The organism is Persicitalea sp., assembly GCF_041751555.1.
In the GTDB taxonomy this organism is placed as follows: domain Bacteria; phylum Bacteroidota; class Bacteroidia; order Cytophagales; family Spirosomataceae; genus Persicitalea.
Genome location: NZ_JBGSXF010000594.1, coordinates 1 through 7,269, shown reverse-complemented (window position 1 = coordinate 7,269; position 7,269 = coordinate 1). Strand labels below are relative to the sequence as shown.

Genomic DNA, 7,269 nt, shown 5'->3' with positions numbered 1-7,269 from the left:
AAATTAAATGGGAGATAAACCATCTGAATAAGTACTATTATCTGCGAGAGATGGGAAAAGCTGCAAACGAGTATCAGGACAGTGTCACCGATAGCGAGAAGACGCACATCGGTATTTGTGAAGCAGTGATATTGAAAGTCTATGAGCTTTTCAGATAACTTAAAAATCTACTTATCAAATTCCTCAAAACTCGACAAAAATAAGCTATTACCTTGAAAACAAGGGAAGGGTACTTCACACCAGCCCCAGTGCTAAGGAAGGTGAGTTGCTGGAAATACTCTAACTCCTCATCCATGAATACGAACAGAAGCATTACGCCATTTAACCCCTCCCACCTCTGGAAGCCTTGTGATATAAACTCACCTACCCTTTTCCATGACCACCGACGAATACCAAAAATACGACGCCGTGGGCCTGGCCCAGCTTGTAAAAGACGGGGAAGTAAGCCCGCTCGAACTACTGGAAAATGCCCGCGTTCTGGCCGAAAAGCGCAACCCGGCGATCAATGCCATTGTACACCCGCTTTACGAGGAAGGGAAAGCGATGGCGGCGAATCTTCCGGAAGAAGGGAGTTTACGCGGCGTTCCGCTTTTAGTCAAGGACTTGGGCCTGCAATGGGCCGGAACGCCCAACCGCTTCGGTAGCAAGGGGTACCTGGACTTCGTTTCTCAGACCGACAGCTACTACATTGAGCGCTGTAAAAAGGCCGGACTGGTACTTTTTGGAAAAACCAATACCCCCGAATTCGGTCTGACACCTTTTACTGAACCCTCCCTTTTCGGTCCGTCGCGGAACCCCTGGAACACCAAATATTCATCCGGTGGGTCGAGTGGTGGCTCGGCGGCGGCAGTGGCGGCGGGCATCGTTCCGGCGGCTACGGCTTCCGATGGCGGCGGTTCTATCCGCATTCCGGCATCATGTTGTGGTTTATTTGGCCTGAAACCCTCCCGAGGACGTGTATCGCTAGGTCCCGGAATTGGTCAAGGGTGGGGCGGCGCGGTAGTGGAGGGCTCCGTGACGCGCTCGGTACGTGATAGTGCCGCGATGCTGGATATCCTCCAAGGCTTCCTTCCCGGTGATCCTTATCAGATTCAAGCGCCCGAGCGCCCCTACGCAGAAGAAATCAGGCGTGATCCCGGCAAACTGCGGGTAGCCATGTGTTCCCGTCACCTTTACGAATCACGGTCGGTGGATGTTGAATGCGTCAGGGCAGTCGAGAAAACTGCCCGGCTGCTCCAAACGCTGGGTCACGAGGTGGAGGAAGTACCCTTGCCCTATGGCCCGGAAGTTTTCAAAGAGTTGTTTTTTCCGGTAGTCGTGAGCGAGACGGCCGCCACCCTGCGCACTATGGGCAAGTACCTGGGACGCTCGGTAGAAACGGGCGATGTGGAACTCAATACCTGGTTGCTCGCCAAGTTGGGCGAAGTATATACCGGAGCCGATTACGCCCACGCGATGTTCCTCTGGAATCAGCTTTCGCGGCAGATGGCGGCCTTTCATCAGCAGTACGATGTGTTCCTGACTCCGGTACTTTCGCGTCCACCCATCGAGATCGGCGAATTGCAGAATACCACCCAGGAAAATATTTCCTTGAAACTACTCCAAAAAACGGGTGGCTACCGATTCTTGAAAGGAAGTAAAACGCTCGACGATCTCATCGAGCGGACATTCAGCTACATTCCCTACACCGCCATCGCCAACATGACGGGACAGCCGTCTATGTCGGTGCCGCTGCATTGGACTGAGACGAATCTTCCCGTAGGTGTGATGTTCACGGGTAGAATGGGAGAGGAGGATTTGCTTTTCCGTCTGGCTTCACAATTGGAAACGGCCCAACCCTGGTTCGACAGTAGACCGAAAATGCAATTGTGAATCGAGTAGTTGGGCAGGGTTTGGTACTTATTCCTGAGAACCAAACCCTCCTTAAATCATGAATTTAAAAATCAACTACCTCGCCGTACTTGCGGCGGCGGTTGCCACTTTTGTATTGGGAGCCGCCTGGTACATGGGCTTCAATGAAGCCTGGATGGAACTGACGGGCGTTAACGATGAAATGGCTAGCAGCGGCGGACCTGATGCTTTTATCATCAGTTTTATTACCTATTTATTAAGCGCTTACGCCCTGGCTTTACTATTCAAATCCATGAATATCAGCACAATACAAACTGGTGTGCTGACGGGCGCACTCATCGGAGCCTTCATCGTCGGCGGCAATATTTTTACCAACAATGCCTACGAAATGAAGCCAATAGCGCTATCGGTACTCAACGCCGGATTCAGTGTAGTAAGCATGGCCGCGATGGGCGCTATCCTGGGCGGCTGGACCAGGAAATAGCGAATACAGACCTGCGTATAGCAACGAGGGGCAGCACCCGTACGGATGCTGCCCCTCACTTCTTGTAGCGTTTTATCTGTTAATCCTCTGATTCCGTCAACGCTTCGAATGCTTCTTTGCAGTCGTTGTCGTCGCCGAATTCCCAGAGTACTTCCTTCTGGTCGGACATGTTGAACAGGATGCAAGCCTTTTTGCTTTTGTTGGCTATTCCTTTCTGTGCGGTAATTACCTGATCGAGATTGATGACCAATCCGGTACCTTCCAGTAGCATCATTTTTGCCATAATAAAATAATAATCGGTTAAGTGGTTGTTGAATATAACGGGCGATTGGCCCGTTAAGGCAGCAAAGATAAGAAGTATTCAGAAAAGGCAAGCTGAAGTTTCCTTAGCCCAAACTGACTTTTAGCACTCTTTTACCCTTTCGTCCGGGTCGTACTCCTTTGAACTCCTGCCATTTATCTATGTCTGGCTCCCCAACCCGCACGGTATATTTGGCTTTTTCAAAGACTGGCGGGGTAAAGCGATCTCCCTTGATCCTGAGCGTGTACTCTACAGTCTTGGTGGTTTCGTTGATGATCTGCACCACGGCATCGGCGTGGTCGGCTACCTGAATTTCGGGCAGGAAGTCGTAGGGCTTGCGAGCGTAGTTATCGGTTTGGGCGATGGTCATCGGCCAGCCTTCGTACTGCGCATCGGCGGCAGGTTGGGCGGGATCGGCGGAGCGCTTCCAGCATTCCATCGTGATTTGCCGTGAGCTAGGATCGATCTTCACGATGCCGTAGCCCGTCACCCGGTCGTGGATAATGGCGGGTTTTAGACCCGTATCGCGCGGATTGGCCGCCGCGTGAACCGTGATTTTGTTTTTGAATCCATCTTCAAATTTTCCCGTGTACCTGGGCTTCCCCGGCAACGGCTGATGGTCGGGCGGCAAGGTGGGCCACCAGCGGCGGGGCCACACATTGTTGAGAGCCGGCCCCGCAAAAGCGAAGCTGCCGTCGTCGTGGGTATCCACGCCGTAGCGAATCACCGACGCCAGATGTTGGTCGCCCGCGAGGTGCAGCGTGAAGCCCCGTCGGATAATGTCCGCCGCGCGGTTGCGCTTGCTGTGCGGCCAGCCGTTGGAGTCCATGTCACGCGTCGGGGCATCGCCCGTCACGTATTCGCCGGGCGCTGGCATCTTCAGGCTCGGTACTTCCGCGTCGCTGGTAGAACCCGCAGGCAGAGTTGCCAGGGTGCAAAGGTTGGTCTGCGAAAGAAGTATTTTCATTCGTGCACTATTTTTCCAATCCTTCGTCCATTCTTCCAGGAACTTCTCCTGGCGATTGCCATACAATTCGGCGTTGGGCGCATTCAGGTAGCTTTCATCCTTGAAATCGGGATTAGTGATGAAACCGTTCTGGATGCCTGCCTCGACAGGAAAAATATTCTTGGGTGCGGATTTGAACTTGCGATCCTCAATGATGGCAAAGCTGAGCGGCCCCCAATTCCAGTGCGTGTAATAGACCGAAATATCTTGCTTCACGGGCGTAGGGTCATAAGGATCGGGCAGGTGGCTGCACTGCGTATCTTGTACCATTGTCACCCAGTCGGGGTGCATCTTGTAGCCACCCGCGTCTTGCCGCTGGTAGGCATTCCCTTCGGCGGGCGCCGCCTTACCGCCTTCACCCCACACATTGCCATGATACACATCGTGGTCGTCGGGAATGGAAATACACGGTACGTGCTGGAACAGGTCGCGGTACGACCAGCCAAACTGCTGCCACTTGCGCAGATAATCCAGAATCGAACGTTCCAGCGTGGTAGTTTCTACGCCGAATCCGCCCGATGCTTCGTAAAACTGATCGCCCAGAAACAGGGCGGCATCCACGTCGTGGTACAAGATATTTTTGCGCAAATCGGCATCGGGAAAGCCGTGGTCGAAATTACAACTGAACAACCCCAGCTTGATGGGCTGATCGAGTGGCGGAGCCGGGGCAATGCTGCCCTCGTACCAGTAGGGGAAGGGCGCGTCACCTTTCTGCGCGACCATCATCACCAGCCGGTATTCGACGGCCTCTGTCGCCTTCCAGTCGGCGAGTCGAAAAGCCGCTACCCGACTGACCGGATCGACGAGACTCGTGCCAGCGGGTACCCAGTTGCCTTGTTGTTTAAGTTCCAGCGTTACTTTCTGTTCCCCACTTCCCATGGGAGCGCAGGCCGCCGATAGCTTGACGGTGCCGTTGCTGAGCGTGTATTGGGCAAAGTAGATAGGGCCGTAGGTGTGATCTTCGTGAATATTTACCTTGTTACCTTCTACCAGCCATTCTTCAAAACGGATGCCAGGCGTAATTTCCTGCTGGGATTTGATATCGGCGTGGCTGACCAAGGCTAAGCCGCCAATTATTGCTTCGGCGGTTACGCGATTATCCTTGCTTTCGGCAAAGATGGACGCGCCGTCGGCCAGGCGAAGCGTAAGGTTATAGTCGCCGTTGGTGAGCGGCGTACCTAGTATGTACAGCGAAAGATTACCAAGTGACAGATCGGGAGAGTAGTCGGAGTTCAGGATTTTATCGCCGATCACCCATTTGCCATCGGCCCGGACACCCACGTTCAGGCCCGCGCCGTAAATTGCCGCCGAGCGGTGATCGTCAACGGGACCTTTGCTGCCCAGCCTCACCGCCAGGTAGTCGGTGGGGTAGTCTTGATTCAGGAATTTGAAACCTACTTTAATATTGAAAGTACTCCTCTGCGGCCCCAACTCGTGGGTAAGCAGGGCTACCGAACGGTTGCGGCCCCGCACGATGCATTCCAGACCGCCCTCGTGCAGCCGCCAGTCCTGCAAGCGGTTGGCCCAGAGACTTTCGTCGATCCAGATGCGATCTTGTTGACTCTTCCAGTTGCTGCGGTAGGGCGTGCTAGCCGGCGGTGCCGCCGCTCGCGCAGCAGACTCGGGTAACAAAGCAAGGCTGGCGGAGGCCAGCAGGGAGTTCTCAATAAAGGTGCGTCGTTTCATTTTTTTTAGTTGATGTTGGACTGTGGACGTTGGACATCGGACTTTGTAGAACTCGTAAATCCAGCGTCCAAAATCCAAAATCTGACGTCCGCCGTCTAATTTGCTTTCTCCATTCTCCGCAGACGGTCGTTCTGCATCCGAATCCGCTTACAAAGGATACTCAGTACACTTTTCAGTAATTCAGAACGCTCCTCCATCAGATCGTAGAAATCTTCCTGATCGATGCGGAAAAGCAGCGTCGGGTCGGCGATGACCGCCGATGCCGAGCGGGTTTCGGCGTCGAGCAGAGCCAATTCACCAAAAATATCGTTGGCTCCGAACTGCGCGAGTTTGGTCTTGCCGTCGAATATTTCCACCGTGCCGGAATAAATCACGTACATGCAGGTGCCTAATTCGCCCTTCTCGAAAAGTACTTCACCCAGTTCGCAGGTATGTTCCGTGATGATCGGGACGATGGCCGATAAGACGTTCTCGGGGGTGTTTTCAAAAAGCGGTGATCTTTTCAAAACCATCACTTTTTCAAGCGGCGAAACCACGCCGACGGATATCTTTTCGTGTGACATATTTTCTTGGGAAATAGTGAGGTTCAGTTCTATACCTTTCTGCAAAGCCGATTCCCGAACCAGCGGATCGGCGTGGTCATAGTAGTGAACCAGCGTGGTTTGGTCGTAGTCGTTGGGGACGGCAGCGAGGGCTTGCACGACGCTCCATTCGCTGAATTTTGTGGTACCCTGGGCTAGAATGTAGTCGAGAATAGGAATCGACTGCTGCTGACGGCAGACGGTTTTCTCAAACACCGCCCGCTTTTCTGCGGGAGTACCTTCTTCCAGCAGCGCGTGCAAGGCTAAGTACTCATTACGGGGAATGATATTGTCCAGAATCTCGACGGCGTTGGCCCGCTTCTCGCGCGAACTGTGCTCGATATTGAGCATGGCATTTTCCACCATGGGGGCGTCGTGCGTCAGCATGAGCAAAAAGAAAATCCTACGGATGCTGTCATCGATTTCAAAATCGAGACTGGCGTTCAGTGAGGGGCTGATGTTTTCAGCGAGCCCGCCTAATAACTGATAGAGGTAGTTGAATTCTTGTTGTAAATAGTCGGACAAATCTGCCATTTGATCGCGCGGCGGGTCGATGCGGCTGAGTGACCGCAGGGCGGCGGTGCGGGTGCGGAGACGCTCGCTGCCCAACAACTGGATGAGCAGCCCCAGCGTACGCGGTGTACGGAAGCGCTCGCAGCCGATGGCGATAAAATGGATCAGATGCGGTTTGCCTTCTTCGATGGTCTGCTGAATGCCCGAGTCACCCAGTGCGCCCGCCAGCAACAAGCCCATGATCGCCTGTTTGTCGTAAGTTCGATCGCTGGTGAGTTGCAACATCTTTTGGCAAGATTCCGGTGTTGGTTGTGAAGCCGCCACCGCAATAGCCTTTTCGGTGATGGCAAAAGAAGAACCAGACAAAGACTGAACGATGAAGGATTGATAGCCCGCTTCGCCCAACTCCTGAATAGAATCGAGGGCAGCCAGTTGGTCTTTTTCAAATTCCGATTCGGACAAATAGCGCAACGTGGCGTTGGTCAGGGATGTAAAACGCCCCGACTTTTTACAGCCAATGATGCCTCCCTGCACTGTACTCAAGTCGTCTGAATTGAGGAAAGCCAAAACCTGACTTTCGGCCAAATCATTTTGCTGACAGGCGATTTGGCTGCACAGTTTGCGGTTGGCCGGGGACTCGTCACGTTGCGCAAGTCGATAGAGGGCTATGGGGTCGTAGGCTTCGCCCGAATCGGCAATCGTCAGTAGGGTTTGGCGGCGGACGGTTTCGGAAGGGTGATGCAATAGGGCATCGTACTGTTCGGCCAATAAGTTGGGACGATGAGTGGCCAGCCAACTCAGCGAAAACAGTACGTCGCTCGGAATGTTACTGCCGAGTTTTTCCAGG

The 7,269-nt window shown here is 53.5% G+C and carries 5 protein-coding genes; 2 read left to right on the top strand and 3 right to left on the bottom strand.

Translation table 11 applies throughout. The features are described from left to right. Window positions 1-375 precede the first annotated feature (375 nt). The gene (locus ACEW8P_RS21025; protein ID WP_373515037.1) at window positions 376-1,872 is read left to right on the top strand and encodes an amidase; all 1,497 of its coding nucleotides are present in this window, start codon (window positions 376-378) and stop codon (window positions 1,870-1,872) included. A gap of 58 nt (window positions 1,873-1,930) precedes the next feature. Beyond that, window positions 1,931-2,335 (top strand): DUF1761 domain-containing protein, encoded by a 405-nt coding sequence (locus ACEW8P_RS21020; RefSeq protein WP_373515036.1) that lies wholly within the window; start codon window positions 1,931-1,933, stop codon window positions 2,333-2,335. A gap of 79 nt (window positions 2,336-2,414) precedes the next feature. On the opposite strand, the gene ACEW8P_RS21015 is transcribed toward ACEW8P_RS21020, so the two are convergent. The 3 genes from ACEW8P_RS21015 to ACEW8P_RS21005 all read right to left on the bottom strand — a co-directional run. Next, window positions 2,415-2,609, bottom strand: a complete 195-nt coding sequence (locus tag ACEW8P_RS21015) for a hypothetical protein (RefSeq protein WP_373515035.1) — start codon at window positions 2,607-2,609, stop codon at window positions 2,415-2,417. 112 nt (window positions 2,610-2,721) lie between these two features. Beyond that, a complete protein-coding gene (locus tag ACEW8P_RS21010) occupies window positions 2,722-5,328 on the bottom strand; it encodes an alkaline phosphatase D family protein (RefSeq protein ID WP_373515034.1) in 2,607 nt (868 codons plus the stop codon). Window positions 5,329-5,423: 95 nt separating this feature from the next. Further along, window positions 5,424-7,269 (bottom strand): cyclic nucleotide-binding domain-containing protein (locus ACEW8P_RS21005; RefSeq protein ID WP_373515033.1); only part of this gene is annotated, 1,846 nt, incomplete at its 5' end.

Excerpts from the sequence above, each read along its gene's own strand:
- ACEW8P_RS21025 (WP_373515037.1), top strand. The coding sequence starts at position 376 with ATGACCACCGACGAATACCAAAAATACGACGCCGTGGGCCTGGCCCAG.
- ACEW8P_RS21020 (WP_373515036.1), top strand. The coding sequence starts at position 1,931 with ATGAATTTAAAAATCAACTACCTCGCCGTACTTGCGGCGGCGGTTGCC.
- ACEW8P_RS21015 (WP_373515035.1), bottom strand. The coding sequence starts at position 2,609 with ATGATGCTACTGGAAGGTACCGGATTGGTCATCAATCTCGATCAGGTA.
- ACEW8P_RS21010 (WP_373515034.1), bottom strand. The coding sequence starts at position 5,328 with ATGAAACGACGCACCTTTATTGAGAACTCCCTGCTGGCCTCCGCCAGC.